Genomic DNA, 17,474 nt, shown 5'->3' on the forward strand with positions numbered 1-17,474 from the left:
AAATTTACTGACGTATTAAGTGATCAAACGCTGAAAGTGCTGATTTGGCTCCTTCACCCATTGCTACCACTATCTGTTTATAAGGAACAGTTGTTACATCACCACAAGCAAATATACCAGGTTCCGACGTTTGACCTTTTTCATCAATGATCACTTCACCGTGTGGTGTTAATTCCACAATACCTTTGAGAAACTCGCTATTAGGTAATAAGCCTATTTGAACAAAAATGCCCGCTAGGTGTTTTCTATGCACTTGATCTGTTGTTCTATCAAGATAATCAATGGCAACAACCTTACCATTATCAGCAATAACTTCTTTCGCTGCTGCATTATTGATCAAGGTGATGTTATCGCTTGCTTTTGCTTTATCAACCAATAATTTATCAGCTTTAAAATCAGATAAAAACTCAAAAACAGTCACATGATTTACCATACCAGCTAAATCTAACGCAGCTTCAATACCTGAATTACCACCACCAACAACAGCAACGTCTTTACCCTTAAAGAAAGGCCCATCGCAATGCGGACAATAAGCAACACCGTTACCGACATTTTCTTTTTCACCTGGTACACCAAGTTCCCGCCATTTTGCGCCAGTCGCAATAATTAATGCTTTTGTATTAATAACCTCACCAGTAGATAAGGTAAGAGATTTCGTCTTTCCTTTTTCAATCTTATCAACGCGAACATGCTCTTTTAGCGTAATATCGTATTCGGTTAGATGGCTATAAAGGTTTTTGGTTAATTCAGTACCTGTCGTTTGAGGTACGGAAATTAAATTTTCGATACCTACCGTGTCTTTTACTTGCCCGCCAATGCGATCAGCAACCATAGTGACTTTAAGGCCTTTTCGGGCTGCGTAAATTGCAGAAGCCACACCAGCAGGACCACCGCCTATTACGGTAATATCTTGTAAGGGAAGTGCTTCAGTTTCTGTTACTTGTGAAATAGTTGGAAATTTTTGCAACAACTTGTCTAATAACTGAGCCGTATCCACTTTACCATTGGCAAATAACTCACCATTTAAATAAACGCTTGGTACACCTTGTATGCCACGTTCTTCAATTAACGGTTGAAATTCACCGCCATCAATCATCTCGCTACTAATATTCTCATTAAGTAAGGCGAACTGATTTAACGCTTGCACTACATCCGGGCAGTTATGACAGCTTAAACTAATAAACACCTCAAAATGTAAGGGCTGGTCAACATTTTTAACCAATGTTTGCACATGCTTATCTAGTTTTAATGCTGTGCCTGATGATTGTAATATCGCCAGCACCAGTGAATTAAACTCATGACCTGAGGGTGTTCCAGAGAACTCTATACCATTACGAACACCATCAACTTCAAGCTCGAAAGAAATAGGACTACGTAAAGCGTTATCACGCTCTACTAACTGCAATTTATCACTGACTGATACTAGTTGAGTTAAGAAGTCTTTGAGTGCACTACGTTTTTCATGCTCACCCGTTTGTAAAACAAGTGTCACATCATTTGCCATTGTCGCGGTGTAAGTTTTTAATGCATTTAAAATATCGTTAGTTAACATTGTTTTACCTTTATATCATTCAATAGGGATGGTGAAAGGTGAGCACGACCGCCCACCTAAGTAAAAAAGTCTTAAATCTTGCCGACTAAATCTAAGCTAGGCGTTAAGGTTGCTTCACCTTGTTCCCAAGCTGCCGGACAAACTTCACCGTCATTTTCTCGTACGTATTGAGCAGCCTTAACTTTGCGTACCATATCTTTTGCAGAGCGACCAATGCCTCCTGCATGAATTTCAGCTACTTGAATAATGCCATCTGGATCGGCCAAAAAAGTACCTCGATGTGCCATATGATCTTCTTCGATCATCACATCAAAGCCGCGCGTTATTTTGCCCGTTTGATCGCCAAGCATTGGAAAGTTAATTTTGCCAATAGCATCACTTGAGTCATGCCACGCTTTATGTGAGAAATGTGTATCGGTTGACACGGCATAGACTTCCACGCCCAATTGCTGTAATTCTTCATATTGATTTGCCATATCTTCTAACTCTGTAGGGCAAACGAACGTAAAATCTGCTGGATAAAATAAAAATATCGACCATTTACCTTTAACCCCCTCAGATGATATTTCAGTAAATTCACCATTTTGGAACGCTGTCGCCGTAAATGTTGGGATTGATTGACCAATCTTCGCCATGAGTATTTCCTCTTTTCTTAAGTTGATGAAGCAAAAGTGCTTCGATGAGGAAATGATAAACAACACCAATTGATTAGGAAATTAGAATAACTTGATTTTAACGTTCGGTTTTTCTGAATGTTAAGTCAGCACCGTAAACCGTAAATAAATACCAGCGACTCAAAAATGAAGAGAAAGCGAGTACTCACTTTAATCAACTTAAGGAAGGATTTAATTGAGGATTTAAATAAAGATGAATGATTTACATCGTTTAACGATGAGATAAAAAGTTTTAGTCAGAAAGCTTTGAATAAACGATTCATTTGCAATCAGTGATCAATGACTAGGGCCTGTTGATCACTGATTGCAAATTTAGGCTCGCGTTACATTAATAATGCTCTTGTTTTGTAACCAACCAAACAGCATGAATAACAGCAGGCACCCAGAAAATAAAACACAGAATAATATTAATTAATAAATCTTGTCCTACGCCTTTTTTCAAAAACACGCCAATAGGTGGCAGTAATACAGCTAAAATTATCAGTATGAGTTTATTGTCCATTCTACACCCTTATAATTAAGTTCAATTAAATTTGTACGCACTTATTATCTGATAGCTTTCTTCGCAAAAATGCATTGCTTTTTGTAGCTTAACGTTGATGATAACGACTGACAAGGTTATGCAATATGATTTTGATTCGCCGTTACCTGTGAACTAACAAGTCTTATTTTTTTCGGCTAATTTCAATAGCGCCGTCAAGATGAATATCACGTTGTGGAAATGCCACGACAATACCATCTTGATTAAATTCTCGATTTAAGGCAAACCTAATATTACTAGCAACATGTCTTAATCCCCCTTCAACTTGAGAGTTAATCCAAAAGTACACTTCAAACACTAACGCATTGTCACCAAACTCTTGGAAAAATACTTGTGCCTTAGGTGATTGCAATACTTCCTCTTGTTCATTCGTGACATCTAACATAATACGGGCAACTTGATCACAGTTGCTGCCGTATTGTACGCCGACACTGACAGTTCCACGTATCAATTTATCACGCAATGTCCAGTTAATAACCGTGTTTTCAAGCAGCTTACTGTTGGGGATCAACATATGTACACCATCTACCCGCCGAACTCGGGTAGAGCGAGTATTTATTTCTTCGACCACGCCTTTTACACCTTCAAGCTCAAGAAAGTCTCCGATTCTAATCGGTTTTTCTCCGATCAAGATCCAACCACTAATAAAGTTATTTATGATATTTTGCGCACCAAAACCAAAGCCAATGGCAATAGCACCCGATAAAAAAGCAAAAGCTGTGATAGGTACTTTCAAAACAGCTAAAGTCGCAAAGAAAATAGCCACGAGTACTACCACATAAAGCACTCGCTCAATGAGCTGAATAAAGTTTGGATCTTTATTCCTCGCTTTAAGTACATTGGCGACCTTGCTAATCACCAATTTTGCCGCAATCAAGCTTACGATAATCCAAAGAGGTACAGCTAATACCTCAATCACCGTGACAGTTTCTTCATTAAAGGTGAACAATGGATAGTCTAATAAACGACGTACATCACTTAACATTAGCATTCTTCCCCTATATCGGAAGCAACAAATACATTAGCGGCATCAACATAAAAATGCGAGCCTAAGGCTTCACGGCCTAATAGCATCAGATAGGTCATGTCTGATCTATCTGTAAGTGTTATTTCAATGTCCCATTCAAAGTCACCGAGTTTTGCACCCGTTTTAATCACATAACGTTGTTCACTAATACCATTGGATGATTTTATTTTACGCACATCATGCACTAAGGCTTTACGCCGAACCACCTTTTGAACGTTATGTATTTCAGGATGAATATCAAACGCCACTCCTGGTTTATTACCGATTTTTATTCGTTGAATATTATCAACATGTAATGAAGATGTTTGTGCGCCAGTATCAACCCGTACCGTGAGCTGGTTTATCTCAAGATCTGGCAGGTTTACCGTTTCTAATCGACCTATAATGATTCTTTCATTCATATTAATGCTTCACTATTATCAATATTACCAATGAGCTCTTCTTCAATGGTATCAATATGATCAACAACATGCTGATCATCCTCAGAAAAGAACGCAATGTGGTACATTGCTTCACCTTCTTGTACTAATGGGATATTCTGTTTTCCTATAATAACACCATCTTTATTTGCTATTACCTGCCCTAACACTTTGCCAAATGGCGAACCGATATCAGCAAGTACATCGCCTTTTTTCACTTGATCACCCAGCGAATAATGGTGAGTTACAATGCCGCTAGCATTGCCTCTCACCCAACCACTATGATTGGCAATAAAGTGATTTTCTTTACGTTTTGCCGTTCGACGTTTCGGCATCATTTTTAAGTGTCGCAATATATTCACAATACCTTTAATACCCGCACGAATTGAAAATTCATCAAAACGCAAGGCTTCGCCCGCTTCATATAGTAAGACTTTAGTGTCATTAGCAACCGCTGCTTCTCGTAATGAACCATCAATAATATTTGAATGCAAAATCACCGGAACACCAAATATTTTAGCCAACTCAAGCGTTTCTTCATCAGCAAGATCCGCCCTGATCTGGGGTAAATTAGAACGATGAATAGCCCCAGTATGTAAATCAATACCATAATCGCAATGACTAACAATTTCTTTTAAAAATATGTTCGCTACTCGACCTGCTAATGAACCTTTCGCTGAACCAGGAAAGCAACGGTTTAAATCTCGTCTATCAGGCATATAGCGACTTTGATTTACCATGCCATATACATTTACCATCGGAACGGCGATAAAAGTACCTGCACTAATTTTAAATCCTTTTAAATTAATCAACCGGCGAATAATCTCTACGCCATTCAATTCGTCACCATGTACTGCAGCACTGACAAAAATCGTTGGTCCTGGCTTCTTTCCCCGCACAATATAGACAGGTAGATGAACATCCATATCGGTATATAATTTTGCTACTGGTAAGGCAATATTTTTTATTTCGCCGGGCAAAATAATATGTTCGCCTATTTTTAGTTCATTCAACACATCTCTCCTACAAAGGTGTTATAAAAAAGGGACTTACCCTTTTCCACGCATTCTATTGCTGGTGGTTTTTGCACTTTTTTCAATAAATTCAATTACTTTAGATGCAACATCTAAGCCCGTTGCCGTTTCTATACCTTCTAGCCCTGGAGATGAATTCACTTCCATTACCATTGGGCCATTATGAGAACGTAACAGGTCTACGCCACAAAAGTTTAATCCCATCACTTTGGCTGCATTTAAGGCAGTTAAGCGTTCTTCTTTACTCAGTTTGATCACCTCTGCCGAACCTCCGCGGTGTAAGTTAGATCGAAATTCACCCTCTAGACCTTGACGTTTCATCGCAGCTACTACACGTCCCCCCACGACTAAACATCGAATATCAGCACCGCCAGCTTCTTTAACAAACTCTTGAACCAAAATATTAGCCTTTAACCCCATAAACGCTTCAATAATACTTTCAGCCGCTTTTGCAGTATCTGCCAGCACTACGCCTATCCCTTGCGTACCTTCAAGTAATTTGATCACGAGTGGTGCGCCACCTACATTTTTAATTAAATCTTTGATGTTATCGGCCTTACTGGCAAAGCCTGTTCGTGGTAAGCCAATGCCTTTACGCGATAATAATTGTAAGGAACGTAGCTTGTCACGAGATCGACTAATGGCCACCGACTCATTCACATTAAAGGTGCCCATCATTTCGAATTGTCTGGCAACAGCAGTACCATAAAAAGTTACTGATGCACCTATACGTGGAATTATCGCATCATATTTTGGTAATTCTTCACCATGATATCGCACCGTCGGCCGACTACTGGTGATATCCATATAACAATGTAGGGTATCGACGATATCTACTTCATGTCCTCGTGCTATACATGCCTCTTTTAAACGGCGGGTTGAATATAAATTTTGATTTCTCGATAAGATAGCTATTTTCATTTTTTTCACTCTCAATCTATTTGGTGGCAAGATAATTGAAAAAACATGATTATTAAAACGAAATAAAATAAACTGTTTAATAAATTTTTCTTATTAAAGCATAGTATGAAACTCGCACTTTTAAGTACTTTTTTAGAAGTTAGTCAAACCTTGCATTTTCGCGTGGCTGCTGAAAATTTATTCATCACTCAAGCAGCGGTGAGTACCCGCATAAAACAGCTTGAACAAGAACTAGGTGTAATGCTTTTTGATCGAACTCATAAGCGCTTAACACTAACGGCAGAAGGCCATCGTTTAATAAAGCATGCTAACGACATGATTATTATGTGGCAAAAGCTAAAACAAGAGGTTGGCGTTGCACAAGCAAATTCAGCCCAATTGTTCGTTGGTTCTATGATGTCTATCTGGGATATTGTGTTACAAGACTGGTTGCAGAAAATTCATCGAAACTTAGATGATGTACACCTGATCACGCATACGTTCTCGCCAATGGAACTTAGAAAACAGGTTATTAGTCGCCTCGTTGATATTGCGTTTTTATTTGAGCCGCCTTACGTTGAAGATTTAGTCACAGACAAAGTCAGCAGCGTACCATTACAATTGGTTTCAACAGACAGTACCGCGCAGTTGAACACGTTAAATAATATGGTGATGGTAGATTATGGCGAATCCGTCAACGCGCAATTTTTACGTGAATTAGGTGATATGGCCGTAATTAGGCATAACATGAGCCAACCGAGGATCGCTTTGAACTTCATTTTAGAAGCAGGGGGATGCGCTTATTTGCCAAAACAAATGTGTTTTGAACATTTACGTAAAAACAAGTTATTTCTTGTACCTCAATCACCTGAGTTTAGTCGCGATATTTACGCAATTTATTTGGCGAAAAGTCACAAAGAAGCACTCATTCAAGATGCGTTACAACTTTTTCCTTACATGCGTACCTAACGGCACGCTTTAATAAGTTTAATAATTATATTTCAAGTGTTTGATAAAATATTTCTATTAAACACTAAGATCTGTTGCTCTTTCGAAATTAAATGTTGTTCGAACTAAACGTGAAAGACCAACAACCCTTAGTTATTTGACTATAAAATTTAATGTTTTTATTTATTTTCGCGTTTTGCTACGTACATTGCAGCATCTGCTTTTTCGAATATGGTTTGTGTATCCTCGCCGTCGATCCCCATAACAGCACCACCAAAACTCATGGTAATATTAAGCTCTAGTAATTTCTCAGTTGACGAAGCTAACGCATAAACACCACACAGCTTTTGTTTTTTAGCTTCAATAAACAATGCTAAATCTTGGTGATTATTAATGTGGGGGGCAAGAATAACAAATTCATCACCGCCAATACGCGCAACGGTATCTGATACTCGATTAAACATACGTAGTCTATCCGCTAATAACTGTAAAATGCGATCACCTACTAAATGGCCAAATTCATCATTAATTGGTTTAAAATTATCTAAATCAATTAAAACAAGTGCGAATTTACTTTGGTAACGAATATATTCTTCATATTTTTTTTCGACTTGTGCCTCAAAAGCTTCACGGTTGTATAGTTGTGTTAATTTATCTCGTATTGCTTGTTCTTCTAATGCTGACTGAAATAAAAAACGCTCGCGAGCAAATAAAATTGTACGAGTGATTAATGTGCTAGAAAGCTCCTCTTTTTTTAGAAAATCTTGCGCCCCTAATTGAATCGCTTTAATCGCTATATCTTCATCACTACCTGTTAAGACGATAATGGGAGTTTTCTTAGCGAATGCCTTTATCTTAATTAACGTATCAAGTCCTTGGCTTTCAGGTAAATTGAGGTCAGTGATCAATACATCTGGCTCTAACAAATTAATAGAATTAGCCAGCGACTCTATTGAGCTAAAACATTGCACATTGAACGTTTGCGTTTCAACTTCACTAAGCTTTTGCTTTATTAGGTACTGATCTTCAGAACAGTCTTCAAGTATGGCTACAACAATTCGATTCATTAGCTAGCCTTTTCTGAAAAAGCGTTAACCTCGAACCAATATTCTGTCACGTTGTTTAATAACTTTTGAATACCAGACATTGAATTTGGTTTAAGCAAATAAGATTTAACGCCTAATTCATAGGCGAATTTTATGTCTTTATCATGTGAAGACGTCGTATAAATAATGACAACCATCTGGTTAAAATCTGGGTGGTGACTAATTTTTTTCAGCGCTTCAAAACCGCTTAGTTTAGGCATATTTAAATCTAACAAAAACACAGTGTTTAGCACGGTGTTGTTTTGCACATAGTCAATAAACTCTAAACCATTACGTAAAACAGTAAGCTCAATAGTTAATGTCATTTGCTGACACGCAAGTTTGAAAAAATAAATATCATCATCATCGTCTTCAATGAGCACTAATTTACGCATAAAAAGCTCCTTTTTTAGGTAGGTACAAGGTAAATGTTGTGCCTTGGCCTTGCTCACTTTGGCAATATATTTGTCCTTCATGCACATTGATAATTTGCTGGCAAATTGCAAGTCCAATTCCACTACCTTCATATTCGCTATTAGCATGAAGTTTTTTAAACGGTTCAAAAATAGACTCTAAGTACGGTTCATCAATACCTATGCCGTTATCACTCAAGGTTATAATCGTTTCATGGTCACTTTCACGTAAGCGTATATCAATGATAGGATCTTGGTCAGTTTTCGCAAATTTTATCGCATTACCAATAAGATTCTGTAGTACTTGAACAAATAACGTTTGATCTGCCATCATTGTAGCGTTGTCGGGCGAAACATGAACTTCAGCGCCACTTTGCTCAATTAAAAATTGCAACCTATCACAGGCAACATTAACCACTTCTTGTAACTGACACTGCTTAATAGTTATGGCAGAGGTATTAATTCTCGATAATTTTAAAATATCTTTAATCATTGTTTTCATTCGCTCGGCAGCATTAATAAGGCGGGAGAATTCATATTCAGCGTCTTGATCATTAGCAATAATAGGTGCTAGCCGCTTGCTTAATAAACTAGAAAATGCCGTGATTTTCCGTAAAGGCTCCTGTAAGTCATGCGAGGCAACAAAAGCAAACCGTTCAAGATATTCGTTTGACTCTTTTAATTTCTGTAATAGCGTGGTTTGTTCTGTAATATCGACAAAAGTACCTAACATTAGCTCAGGTTGGTCAGATTTATTACGTTTTACAATGCAGTCGACCGAATAACACCACACCCAATGGCCTTCTTTATGTTTAAAACGGTAGGTTAATGGTACCAATGCTTGCTCTTCATCATTCATGACATTATTGATATGTGTTTCTACATGAAGAACATCATCAGGATGAAATAATTGCATATAATCGGCTGTAGCATTAATGTCATCAATGTTATAGCCTAGAATATCGGTGTAACGTTGATTTATTCTAACATTCACGTTTTGGCGGATATCAAACAGATACAGCCCACAAACTGTTGAATTTATAATCGTTTCGAGAAAAGCTTGATTTTCTTCTAACGCGATTTCACTTTGTTTTTGCAGGGTAACATCAATGGCTGTCCCGACAACCGCCGTGACATTTTTATGCTGATCAAATACGGGATATAGTGTTGCATTATACCAAGCACTAACTCCGTTTCTTCTGATGTGTTCTAGGTAATCAAAAGGTTGTTTACTCGATATACAGTGTTCATAGCGTTGTCTTATTTTATTGGCGACTTGTTCTGTTAACACATTACCCGATAGCTTTGTAAGCGTGAATCCCGTAATTTCTGATTGCGTTAAACCAGTCCATTGGCATGCTGTGTTGTTAAATTCTTCAAACATGAAGTCATGTTCAGGGGTGACCGACACCACCCAAACCGCATGACTCGTGCCATTATAAATGGCATTTAAAAAACCTTTTTTTTCTCGATAAAGTTTTTCAAGTTTTTTTGTTGGGTCGATATTTCTCAAAGAGCCAGACATTAATAAAGGTTGGCCATTTTGATCAAAAAGACTGTTGCCAATACTAACAAACCAACTATAACGTTGATATTTATCACGGCCAACATACTCAACAACATATTGTTCCTTATCGCTAAAATGAGTATCGAGAGCATTCTTGACCTTATCTTGAAAATCAGGATGGATATGCGAGAACCAATCGTCAAAACTAGGTTCTTGTATCTCAGGTTTACCAATTAATTCCATAAATTTGGGTGAATATTCGACATGATTGTTTTTTATATTCCACTCCCAAATACCATCTTCAGTGGCTGATATTGCTCTTGATAGGCGTTGATGAGATTCAAGTAACTCATTTTTTACTTGGGTAAATTCAGTGATGTTTTTAACCGCAATAAGTGTTACTAGCTGTCCTTCATATTCTGCGCGATCAAGCGACAATTCAACAGGTACATGAAAATTTTTAATCGCCGATATTCTGCCATTAACAATAAGCTTTTCTTTATCTTTACGCGTTTCATCGGCTAAGTATTGCTGAACACTCTCTGTTGTATTCTGATCAAGTTTTACAATATCAAAAAGAGAAAAATCAGTTAATTCAGGCGTAATATAATGAGAAAATTCATCGGTAAAGGTTTGGTTATAAAATACGATATTATTGTCTTTATCTAGCATTAAGGTACTTACCGGGATGCTATTAAGAATAAATTTTACTAATTTTTGATTCGCTAATTCAGACTCTAATGCATCAACCGTTGCCCGGTTAACATTAAGCTGCTCTTTTACTTCATCAAATTGCGCTACCGTCGGCAAAGTAATGGCTGCGGGCATCAACTTATAGACATAAATCGCTGTAGCAACAGAAACAACCGCGGTGATCGCTTTACTAAGGCCATGATAACCATACACACCATGCCAAATAGTCCAAATACCAAAAATATGGGTGATTCCACAACATAAAATAAACAGGCTGAATAACCAAAACACACCTTGAAAGCCAATGTCTTTTCGTTTCGCTGAAAAAATCATAATTGCAACAGGTAAAGAGAAGTAGGCAAAAGCGATAAGAAAGTCTGATATAACATTTGTCCAAAGAATGTGAGGTTGCCACAAATAGCAGTGTCCGTGTGGCATATAGTCCCCGCGAAAAAATGACGAGAGGGTATTTATTTCCATTTGTAAGATCCTAATAAATCTGTAAAAAACAATTTAGCAGAGGCAATTTTTCGCTAAATTTTATAAGAGATACCTTAGGTATAGCACAAATCGCTTAATGTAGGTTTTGTGCTTTCTTACAGATTAACGCTACAGTTAAAATGCCAACGTTTTATGTTACTAATAGGAAAAAGAAGTAAAACCACTATCATTGACAATGGCTTTAGTAAGTATTGAAACGCTTGAGGAATTATTTTATCGGTTCAACCATCGCTTGGCTTATTCAGTATTAATTTGAATATGTTTACGCTTTAGCTGCTGATAAACTTAATGCAAAAAAGTCTTTTGTGAGCTTCTGCTCTATTTTTGCTGCTTCTTGCGTAGGACAAAACAAGGTGAATGAAATACAGACCTTGCCCAGATCAGTTGTGGACATTTTAACACTTGGCTCTGGCCCAGGAATAGTAATTTCTAGTCGATTTTCAATCAATGTGCTGTAGCGTTCTGCAACATCATTAAAACCTGCACAGTAGCCAATAGCATTTGTTAACAAACACTCTTGTATGTTCGAGGGTAAATTTGATGCGTCATCACACACTAATGTAAATGAATGGTTCACATAGCGTTTCATATAATTAAGATTTTTAATCGGCTGCATCATCAATTGCGTATTAGGCAGAAAAACACTGCGCCCTGTGTAAGAATAATTAGTTAGACTGACTTCAAGTAGGGTAACTTTTGCCCAATCGGTCTCAGTAACCTCACCGGTATATTCATTTATTTGGATCCAGTCACCAATGCGAAATGCAGGGCTACTCGATAAATAAATAAAACCAATAATACACTGAATAATTTCTTTCGTTGCAATCACAATCGCAACAACAAATGCTGCAATGGAAAATGCAAAACGTTGCAATTCTTCGCTCCATAGCATCATAAGCGCAATCAATACGAATAAATTAATAATATTTTTCAAATGATTAACGACATATCGCTTATCAACACCTTTGCGTTTATAACGCCGCCTGATGACACGACTTATCGCAACTTTTATGGGGATAACAATTAATATCAATGCCGCAGATAACAGCCATTTATTGGTTAAAATAACATCCATTGATAAGCCTTATAGTGAGTATTTAATGTAATAACGTACGCGGTGCATTGTTTACGCGACGATAAATAACGTAACAAGTTTGAATATTAGTTGATATCCATCAGCCAATTCGTGTGTAAGTATTTACCAACTTACCAAGTCTAGCGATGGCTTGTTCGATGCCTTCATGCCATTTTACACCAAAGCTAATGCGCATATAATGCGTATATTTACCTGAAGGTGAAAATATTTGTCCTGGCGCAAAGCTTATCCCTTGCTCTATTGCTTGTTGAAAAATATCGCTTGTATCAATAACTGAGCGACATCTTATCCAAAGCACACTTCCTCCTTGTGGATTAGACACGCAGGTAGCTTCAGGAAAGTGCTTTGCGATTAAAGCAATCATCCGTTCACGATTATATCTCAGTATTTTTCTTAATACATGCAAATGACGATCATAATCGCCACTCAGTAAGTAATCTGTTAACGTCCATTGTTGTAACATTGAGGTTGAACACGATTGTGCACGTTTTATGCGTTTTGCTGCCTCTTCAAACTTTCCGGGGATAAGCCAACCAACGCGATATCCTGGTGCTGCCGTTTTAGAAAAAGAGGAACACGTCATGACTAAGCCTTTCTCCGAAAACAGTTGAGCTGGTATAGGTCGCTTCTCTGTAAAATATAAATCACTGTATACATCATCCTCGATTAAAGGGATGTCTTTTGATTCAAGCAGTTTTACTAATTGTTGACGCTTTTTCTCCGGCATGAAAGAACCCAGTGGATTGTTAATCGCTGTTGAAAATAAACACGCTTTTACCGGATGCTTTTCCAATACTTTTTCTAGCTCATCAATACACACACCATCTTCGGTGCAGGTGTATACTTCAAGCGCTTTCATTTCTAAACTTTCAATAAGCTCTATTAAACCAAAATAACAAGGTGACTCTACAGCAATAATATCGCCTTTTTTAGCGACACACTGTAACGCAATAGAAAGCGCCTCTTGCGCACCATTTGTGATTATCATGTCATGGTGATTTACACTCATACCATGTTCTTGATAGCGAAGCGCCAACGATAATCGTAATTTTTCATCCCCATTCACAGGCCCATAACTGACAGCCTTTTCAGCGGTTCTACTTAACACCGAGCGCATAAGTCGTGCTAATGTTTTATCTGGTGGATGAGCATTAACGGGATTAGAAATCCCTAACGCTACAGTATCAGGCACATGCATGGCATCGTAAACTTGTTCAATAAGGCTGCGACATGATACTTCAACGGGTTGGCATTGTGCCCACTTAGCTCTCATCGGTAATAATGTTCGAGCATTTTTTGCATTCAAATAATAACCAGACTGCGGCCTTGCAGAAACAGTACCTTGACGCTCAAGTTCTACATACGCTTGTTTTACCGTGGGCACACTTATACCAAACTGTTGGCTAAGTTTACGTAAACTTGGAAGTTTATCTCCCGGTCGAATTACGCCGCTATCACTCTGGTTTTCAATAAAGTCGATCACTTGCTGATATAGAAACTCGGGAGCTGAACGATTAACTAGCCTCAAACTGTATAGGTTCCATTTTTAATTTTTTGTATATGTTATTAAAACAAAGAGTCGGTAAACTGTCTACAAAAATTAGCTTTATAATGACAACGCATGAACAACTATTTTCTGTATGGTATTACCGTTTTAATTTGGGGCTCAACATGGTTTGCCATTCATCTTCAACTAGGGGTTGTAGCACCTGAAGCTTCAGTTGTTTATCGCTATGCGCTCGCCTCGGTGATGATCTTTATTTACTGCTTATTAAAAAAACAACGGTTACGGTTTTCTTTACGCCAGCATTACCAACTTGCTTTGTTTGGGGTTTGCTTGTTTAGCGTGAATTATTATTTTTTGTATCATGCACAAACACAGATCAACTCAGCATTAAGTTGCATTGGATTTTCCACCCTGATGATCATGAATATCATCAACGCGAAGCTATTTTTTGGTACGCGAATTGATACGTCAGTTTACCTAGGAGGGCTATTAGGGCTCACAGGTATTGTGATTTTATTTTGGCCGCAAGCCAGTGAAATTTCGCTATCAAATGCCACTGTGTGGGGGTTTTTACTGTGTTTAGTTGGCACACTATCGGCATCATTTGGCAATATGTTATCGATTAAAAATCAATCGGATGGTTTTGCCATTATGCCTGCGAATGCATGGGCAATGGGTTACGGAGCACTCTTTATGACTTTTGTACTACTGATACAGGGAAAGTCATTTACCTTTGATTGGTCAGTTAATTACGTTGCTTCGCTGGTATATTTGTCATTATTTGGCTCAGTGATCGCCTTCGGTTGTTATCTCAGCTTATTAACAAAAATTGGCGCTCATAAAGCTTCTTATGCAAATATTTTATTTCCTGCGGTAGCGGTTGTTATTTCAACATTTTTTGAAGGGTTTACTTGGGATACGTACACCATCATCGGTTTTATTGTCATCATGCTAGGCAATTTAGTATTGATTGTAAAACCCCGCATTACGGTGAAAGAATCACCTGCACTAACCTAATACCAAGGCTGACTAAATAACTAACGTGAAAATAGCACGGCCCTTAAAATTTCGTGCAATACGCACAGCGGCTTAAATAACTTCCTTCCGTTTAAGCCGCTTTTTCTTTTTCGCTCATCTAAGCAGTTAAGCTCCTATAGGTGAGCCAGGCGGTAATGTAATCTTACGATTTTCTTTTACTTTTAATGTGTTTGATAAATACAGTGGAACTTGCGTTGATAACAAACGATATTGTGCAGCTAAAGGATGATCTTCGGTTTGCGTTAAAAACCATTCTTCAAGTGATTTCAACGTAACAAACACCTCTGCTTTAACTTCTGTCACTAAAGACTCTTGCTGCCACAATTGTGCTAGTTTATCGATAACTAAACGATTGATACGCTGTTGCACTAACATTTCATGACCTTTGCCCACGGGCTGTTTTATCGTTTTATTAATTAATTGTGAGAACAACTCGGCGACTGAAGGCACACTATCATCTAAGGCAGATTGCTGTGCCAAACGACTCAAACGTGCTTTATTGAGTAATAGATCAATCGTATGTTTTGCGCTTGCTTGTGCTGCTGAAATAGCATCAAACGCGAGCCCTGTTTGGCTGGCAAAACTTTCTCTATCTCGATTATAGCCATATGCTTTTGGCGGTATAAGCTCAACAATATGTTTAGGCAGCGTTAATATATTAGGAGATAACGTCGCTAATAATTGGCTTATCGCCGCTTGTTGCTTTTGTCCTTCAACGATGCTTAAAGTATTAACGAAAGGTTGCTCACGCACTTGATAAGTGTAGTTAATACCGGCGACTATTTTTGCCGCTGCTTCTACTTGATAGCGATGAAAATTATAGATTGGTACTAATGCTTGCTCTAGTTCGGATAATGCTGTTCCTACTGGGATAGTGTTTATCCCAAGGTTTTTTAACGCTACTGCTCTTATGTCTAACACGCGTTGTAATTCTGCAACGGGGTCTTGACCATTATCCCATAAATGAGCAGTTGAATGCCCACCGGATTGAGGACGGGCGTCAGCGTCAGACATAAATTGCAGCCCTTTCTCTTGTGCTGTTTTTATCACGTTTGCCAAATATTGCTGTTCTTTTTTAGGCTCAACATCTTGATAACCATAGGCAACAGCATGTTTGTCCCACGTACCCAAATTAACATCATAGGCATTAGAAAGGTCTATTTTACCTTGGTTTAAACGAATGTAAGGGTGCGGGTAGTCCATCACAGATGTTCTATTATTACTGCTAGCAGAGAAATTATGAGCAATGCCTAGGGTATGCCCGACTTCATGTGCAGATAATTGGCGAATTCTCGCTAACGCCATTTCTTTCATTGCCGTTGTATCGGTATTTGCATCACTAAACGGTGAGGTTAGCCCTAAAGCAATTAAATAATCTTGACGCACTCTTAATGAGCCTAACGTAACATGACCTTTAATAATTTCTCCCGTACGGGGATCTACCACTGAAGAGCCATACGACCATCCTCTTGTTGCGCGATGAACCCACTGAATAACGTTATAACGTACATCCATTGGGTCAGCACCTGGTGGTAACATTTTCACTTGAAAGGCACTTTTATAGCCAATCGCTTCAAAAGCTTGATCCCACCACATTGCGCCATCAATTAATGCACTTTTTATCGGCTCTGGTACACCAGGATCTAAATAATACACAATAGGCTCTACCGCTTCGCTTAGCGTGGCTGTTGGTTGTTTTTTCGCTAATCGATGACGGTTAATCACGCGTTTTACTAAAGGTTCTTCAATCGCAGAGGCATAATCTGCAAATTTATGCGCCCAGAACCCACTGAACGGATGAAATTTTCGCATGGAATATTGATCATCGGGCAAAGCAATTAATGAATGATGAAAATTGACCGTTAGCGTATTATTGTCTGGTGTTACCGACTTTAAATATTGACCAGCACCAGTACCTTTAAAAGTAACCGTGGCTTCTAATTCAGTATTTTTTTCAAACGCTTTACTTCTTGGTGCATAAAAGGCGCTTCGAGAATTATCAATAGAAAAGTTACCTTGTTTACGTGCCTTTAACGTTGCAGATAATTTATGAATATCAGATAAAAGAAACGGCGTGTAATCAATAAGGTAACGTTGTTTCCCTTCAGCAACAACGTTAAACCCCCAAATAACCGCACTTGCAAACGCTTGTTCAACCGCTTTTTTTTCTAGTTCATTATCACTATCTGCGCGGTAATAAGTATTGCGTTGTCTTAATAAGGCTTTATCGCCTACTCGTTCAAAGGCAACTAAACGAGTTTGGCCTAACTGCCCTCGATCAAGACCAATATCATTTGAGCCAACACCGTGAGGCATCGCACTTTGAAATAAAAACGATTGTTGTTGTGCTACCTCTAAGAATACCTTTCCTGATGCGTCATCATAATAAAAGGTAAAAAAACCTTGGTGCTTTTGCTTATCTTCGACAAAAGATGTTAACTCATCAGTGGCGACCGCAGTAAAAACAAAACAATACAGTAAAATAAATACAATGTTTAATGGCTTCATTTCTTTCTCTTCTATCAACAGCATTGTCATA

General features: G+C 38.1%; 15 protein-coding genes. 2 read left to right on the forward strand and 13 right to left on the reverse strand.

Translation table 11 applies throughout. From position 1 onward, the window contains the following. Window positions 1-4: 4 nt before the first annotated feature. The 7 genes from ahpF to rimK all read right to left on the reverse strand — a co-directional run bounded on the left by ahpF (window position 5) and on the right by rimK (window position 6,168). Window positions 5-1,552: an alkyl hydroperoxide reductase subunit F gene (gene ahpF / locus QUE72_RS16855; protein ID WP_286270290.1), complete on the reverse strand. Its 1,548-nt coding sequence runs from the start codon at window positions 1,550-1,552 to the stop codon at window positions 5-7. Between the two features lie 71 nt (window positions 1,553-1,623). After that, window positions 1,624-2,187, reverse strand: a complete 564-nt coding sequence (gene ahpC, locus QUE72_RS16860) for an alkyl hydroperoxide reductase subunit C (protein ID WP_074496402.1) — start codon at window positions 2,185-2,187, stop codon at window positions 1,624-1,626. Between the two features lie 367 nt (window positions 2,188-2,554). Further along, a complete protein-coding gene (locus tag QUE72_RS16865; protein ID WP_074496401.1) occupies window positions 2,555-2,728 on the reverse strand; it encodes a YqaE/Pmp3 family membrane protein in 174 nt (57 codons plus the stop codon). A gap of 163 nt (window positions 2,729-2,891) precedes the next feature. Then, window positions 2,892-3,752 carry a mechanosensitive ion channel family protein gene (locus QUE72_RS16870; protein ID WP_074496400.1) on the reverse strand — a complete coding sequence of 287 codons (861 nt, stop codon included), beginning with the start codon at window positions 3,750-3,752 and terminating at the stop codon, window positions 2,892-2,894. Beyond that, the gene (locus QUE72_RS16875; RefSeq protein ID WP_074496399.1) at window positions 3,752-4,195 is read right to left on the reverse strand and encodes an ATP-dependent zinc protease family protein; all 444 of its coding nucleotides are present in this window, start codon (window positions 4,193-4,195) and stop codon (window positions 3,752-3,754) included. Before QUE72_RS16875 ends, QUE72_RS16870 begins: the two co-directional genes overlap by 1 nt. Then, window positions 4,192-5,229: a succinylglutamate desuccinylase/aspartoacylase family protein gene (locus tag QUE72_RS16880; RefSeq protein ID WP_407704936.1), complete on the reverse strand. Its 1,038-nt coding sequence runs from the start codon at window positions 5,227-5,229 to the stop codon at window positions 4,192-4,194. Before QUE72_RS16880 ends, QUE72_RS16875 begins: the two co-directional genes overlap by 4 nt. A gap of 33 nt (window positions 5,230-5,262) precedes the next feature. Next, window positions 5,263-6,168, reverse strand: a complete 906-nt coding sequence (rimK, locus tag QUE72_RS16885; protein ID WP_074496398.1) for a 30S ribosomal protein S6--L-glutamate ligase — start codon at window positions 6,166-6,168, stop codon at window positions 5,263-5,265. A 105-nt stretch (window positions 6,169-6,273) separates the two neighbouring features. On the opposite strand from rimK, the gene QUE72_RS16890 reads away from it, so the two are divergent. Beyond that, window positions 6,274-7,116 carry a LysR family transcriptional regulator gene (locus tag QUE72_RS16890; RefSeq protein ID WP_074496397.1) on the forward strand — a complete coding sequence of 281 codons (843 nt, stop codon included), beginning with the start codon at window positions 6,274-6,276 and terminating at the stop codon, window positions 7,114-7,116. A gap of 158 nt (window positions 7,117-7,274) precedes the next feature. On the opposite strand, the gene QUE72_RS16895 is transcribed toward QUE72_RS16890, so the two are convergent. The 5 genes from QUE72_RS16895 to QUE72_RS16915 form a co-directional block, all read right to left on the reverse strand. Beyond that, on the reverse strand, window positions 7,275-8,162 hold the full coding sequence (locus tag QUE72_RS16895) for a GGDEF domain-containing response regulator (protein WP_286270295.1): 888 nt from the start codon (window positions 8,160-8,162) through the stop codon (window positions 7,275-7,277). Continuing rightward, complete coding sequence (locus QUE72_RS16900) at window positions 8,162-8,575, reverse strand: response regulator (RefSeq protein ID WP_074496395.1); 414 nt, start codon at window positions 8,573-8,575, stop codon at window positions 8,162-8,164. Before QUE72_RS16900 ends, QUE72_RS16895 begins: the two co-directional genes overlap by 1 nt. Beyond that, window positions 8,568-11,273, reverse strand: coding sequence for a PAS domain-containing sensor histidine kinase (locus tag QUE72_RS16905; protein ID WP_286270297.1), 2,706 nt, complete (start codon window positions 11,271-11,273; stop codon window positions 8,568-8,570). Before QUE72_RS16905 ends, QUE72_RS16900 begins: the two co-directional genes overlap by 8 nt. Window positions 11,274-11,556: 283 nt before the next feature. Then, window positions 11,557-12,369 (reverse strand): mechanosensitive ion channel family protein, encoded by an 813-nt coding sequence (locus QUE72_RS16910; protein WP_074496393.1) that lies wholly within the window; start codon window positions 12,367-12,369, stop codon window positions 11,557-11,559. A gap of 100 nt (window positions 12,370-12,469) precedes the next feature. Then, on the reverse strand, window positions 12,470-13,918 hold the full coding sequence (locus QUE72_RS16915; protein WP_286270299.1) for an aminotransferase-like domain-containing protein: 1,449 nt from the start codon (window positions 13,916-13,918) through the stop codon (window positions 12,470-12,472). A 93-nt stretch (window positions 13,919-14,011) separates the two neighbouring features. Between QUE72_RS16915 and QUE72_RS16920 the strand changes: the two genes are divergently transcribed. After that, the gene (locus QUE72_RS16920) at window positions 14,012-14,914 is read left to right on the forward strand and encodes a DMT family transporter (RefSeq protein ID WP_286270300.1); all 903 of its coding nucleotides are present in this window, start codon (window positions 14,012-14,014) and stop codon (window positions 14,912-14,914) included. 126 nt (window positions 14,915-15,040) lie between these two features. Here the strand turns inward: QUE72_RS16920 and QUE72_RS16925 are convergent, their stop codons facing one another. Continuing rightward, complete coding sequence (locus tag QUE72_RS16925; RefSeq protein ID WP_286270302.1) at window positions 15,041-17,443, reverse strand: zinc-dependent metalloprotease; 2,403 nt, start codon at window positions 17,441-17,443, stop codon at window positions 15,041-15,043. Window positions 17,444-17,474 lie beyond the last annotated feature (31 nt).

It is taken from the genome of Thalassotalea hakodatensis, assembly GCF_030295995.1.
Lineage (GTDB): Bacteria > Pseudomonadota > Gammaproteobacteria > Enterobacterales > Alteromonadaceae > Thalassotalea_C > Thalassotalea_C hakodatensis.

What these genes read in the sequence shown, in the direction of transcription:
- ahpF (WP_286270290.1), bottom strand. Translation starts at nt 1,552, where the DNA reads ATGTTAACTAACGATATTTTAAATGCATTAAAAACTTACACCGCGACA.
- ahpC (WP_074496402.1), bottom strand. Translation starts at nt 2,187, where the DNA reads ATGGCGAAGATTGGTCAATCAATCCCAACATTTACGGCGACAGCGTTC.
- QUE72_RS16865 (WP_074496401.1), bottom strand. Translation starts at nt 2,728, where the DNA reads ATGGACAATAAACTCATACTGATAATTTTAGCTGTATTACTGCCACCT.
- QUE72_RS16870 (WP_074496400.1), bottom strand. Translation starts at nt 3,752, where the DNA reads ATGTTAAGTGATGTACGTCGTTTATTAGACTATCCATTGTTCACCTTT.
- QUE72_RS16875 (WP_074496399.1), bottom strand. Translation starts at nt 4,195, where the DNA reads ATGAATGAAAGAATCATTATAGGTCGATTAGAAACGGTAAACCTGCCA.
- rimK (WP_074496398.1), bottom strand. Translation starts at nt 6,168, where the DNA reads ATGAAAATAGCTATCTTATCGAGAAATCAAAATTTATATTCAACCCGC.
- QUE72_RS16890 (WP_074496397.1), top strand. Translation starts at nt 6,274, where the DNA reads ATGAAACTCGCACTTTTAAGTACTTTTTTAGAAGTTAGTCAAACCTTG.
- QUE72_RS16895 (WP_286270295.1), bottom strand. Translation starts at nt 8,162, where the DNA reads ATGAATCGAATTGTTGTAGCCATACTTGAAGACTGTTCTGAAGATCAG.
- QUE72_RS16900 (WP_074496395.1), bottom strand. Translation starts at nt 8,575, where the DNA reads ATGCGTAAATTAGTGCTCATTGAAGACGATGATGATGATATTTATTTT.
- QUE72_RS16905 (WP_286270297.1), bottom strand. Translation starts at nt 11,273, where the DNA reads ATGGAAATAAATACCCTCTCGTCATTTTTTCGCGGGGACTATATGCCA.
- QUE72_RS16910 (WP_074496393.1), bottom strand. Translation starts at nt 12,369, where the DNA reads ATGGATGTTATTTTAACCAATAAATGGCTGTTATCTGCGGCATTGATA.
- QUE72_RS16920 (WP_286270300.1), top strand. Translation starts at nt 14,012, where the DNA reads ATGAACAACTATTTTCTGTATGGTATTACCGTTTTAATTTGGGGCTCA.
- QUE72_RS16925 (WP_286270302.1), bottom strand. Translation starts at nt 17,443, where the DNA reads ATGAAGCCATTAAACATTGTATTTATTTTACTGTATTGTTTTGTTTTT.